The sequence below is a fragment of the Candidatus Proelusimicrobium excrementi genome (assembly GCF_937881865.1).
Taxonomy (GTDB): Bacteria; Elusimicrobiota; Elusimicrobia; order Elusimicrobiales; family Elusimicrobiaceae; genus Proelusimicrobium; species Proelusimicrobium excrementi.
This window is the reverse complement of record NZ_CALGEO010000052.1, coordinates 1-2,298: the sequence shown is the minus strand read 5'-3', so window position 1 is coordinate 2,298 and position 2,298 is coordinate 1. Positions and strand designations below refer to the sequence as shown.

Sequence of the window (2,298 nt, the reverse complement as noted above, 5' to 3'; positions counted from 1 at the left end):
ATATCGCCGTATAATTTTTTTAGTATAAAAGTGAAACTTCGTCTTATATATAAGGGAGGATAAATGCCTGTCAACAACGGTAATAAAAGTCTTTCCCAGATTATGTATATGTGTCTGGGGTTTTTCGGCATACAATTCGGCTGGGCTTTGCAAATGAGCAATATGAGCACCATTTACGCAAGGCTCGGCGCAAAAGAGGATCAAATTCCTCTTTTATGGCTGGCCGCGCCCGTAACCGGCCTTTTGGTTCAGCCTTTGGTGGGTTATTTCAGCGACAGAACCTGGTGCCGCCTAGGCAGAAGACGCCCATACTTTTTGGGCGGGGCCATATTTTCGGCTTTGGCCCTCGTTTTAATGCCTCAGGCTTCGGCGATATGGATGGCCGTAATAGCTTTATGGGTGCTGGATACTTCCGTCAACGTCAGTATGGAGCCTTTCCGCGCATTTGTCGGCGATATCCTGCCGGAAAATCAGCGTAAAACCGGCTACGCCATGCAAAGCGTTATGATAGGCGCGGGTGCGGTAATAGCTTCTTACCTGCCTTTTATTCTTGCCAGCTTGGGCGTAAGCACCGAGGCCCCCGCCGGCACCATTCCGCCAAGCGTAAGATATTCTTTTTATATAGGGGCGATTGTACTTTTGGCGGCAATTTTGGCTACAATTAAAACGACGCCGGAATATCCTCCCGCCGATATGGAAGCCTTTAAAGCCATGAAAAAGCAGGCTTTTAATCCTTTAAAAGCTCTTAAAGAAATGGGTTCCGCCTTCATTACCATGCCCTCTACAATGCGCCGCCTGGCGGTGGTGCAGTTCTTCACTTGGGCGGCTTTTATGATTATGTGGGTATATTTCAGCGTCGGTATAGCTTCAGCCGTGTTTAACGCCGTGCCCGGTACGCCGGAATATGAAGCGGCTTCAAACTGGGCCGGGACATGCTTCAGCGTATATAACGGAGTGGCTTTCTTTACGGCGTTTCTGCTGATTTGGCTTACCACAAAGTATTCCGCAAAATATATACATATAGTATGCCTGTTGATAGGCGCGCTGGGGCTGGGCTCTTTGGGGCTGACGCTTTTCGGCGTAACGTTTAACAAGTATATGCTTTTCGGCCCGATGGTTTGCGTCGGCGTCGCCTGGAGCAGTATTTTGGCTATGCCTTATGCGCTTTTGTCCAATTCCATACCGGCCGAAAAAATGGGCTTTTATATGGGCGTGTTTAACTTCTTTATCGTTATACCGCAAATATGCGTAAACTTGTTCTTCGGCCCGATTATGAAGCACCTTTTGGGCGGCAGTGCGATAGCCGCGGTGGGTGTAGGCGGCATTTCCATGCTGATTGCCGCGCTGTTCATGTTCCGCGTGGAAGACAAAACCGTCAAAGCCGATTAAGCCGGTTTTATTTTTAGGTAAAAAGCCCTATATCCGTATAGGGCTTTTTGCTCTTTTACCAAGTTCGTTTTATTGTTAAAATATAGGTATGAATATAATTTACGCCATACTAAAACGCACTTCCATTTCTTTCCTCTTCTGCGTATGTTTATTGCCATTGGGCGCGGCGGCTCCTTTTGCCCCTTTAAACAACATAGGGCCGGAAAACAGCCTTTATTCGGCTTCAATTAAAAACGGAGCTATTGCCTGCGCTTTATATTGCGAAGACGGCTTGGACTGTTCCGAGCCTAAAGCGGAAGCTTATTTTTCCAGACTGAGCGGCGCATTTACAAGCTGGTTTTCCGGCGTATGGAATATTATCCCGGAAGAGCGCAAAAGCGAATTCTTCGATTTAAAACCTTATTTGGTTTCTCCGAAAATAACTAAGGCCGGCAATACTGAGGATTTACTATCCAAAACCGGCGAAAACATGTCTTCAATAAGCGAAATGCTGGGAAAGAGCATTCTGGCTTCTTCCGCGTTTGATAAAGATTTAAAGGCCGATTTGGCCGTTACAATAGTTAAAACGGAAACTTTGAAAGAGATTTGCGGTTCCAACGCTTTGGCTTGTTACGACGCCGGATTTATATATATGCCGGAAGATTTTAAAGACAAAACTATTATTCACGAATTGGGGCACGCTTTCGGCTTGGCGGATCAGTATCCGGCAGGGCTTCATAACGCAAATTCGGAATTATGTACGTCTTCCATAAAAGAAGATTCCCTTATGGCCGCCGGCGCGCCGGACGTAACCTGCGACGAAGCTGATGGAGTAATTTTTCTTTTTGACTGCATTTTAATGCCGCGCAACCCCAACAAAAGGCATAACGGGTGGAAGAGCATTTGCGACAGAGATTTAACCATAAAACA

Annotated in this window: 2 protein-coding genes; both read left to right on the top strand. The window is 46.5% G+C overall.

Going from position 1 to position 2,298, the window contains the following annotated elements; translation table 11 throughout:
* Positions 1–63: 63 nt before the first annotated feature.
* Entirely contained in the window at positions 64–1,389 is a 1,326-nt protein-coding gene (locus ACQY26_RS02625) for an MFS transporter (protein ID WP_428047527.1), read from the top strand.
* Between the two features lie 88 nt (positions 1,390–1,477).
* The coding region (locus ACQY26_RS02620) for a hypothetical protein (protein WP_428047526.1) at positions 1,478–2,298 on the top strand (821 nt) is incomplete at its 3' end.

What these genes read in the sequence shown, in the direction of transcription:
- ACQY26_RS02625 (WP_428047527.1), top strand. Translation starts at nt 64, where the DNA reads ATGCCTGTCAACAACGGTAATAAAAGTCTTTCCCAGATTATGTATATG.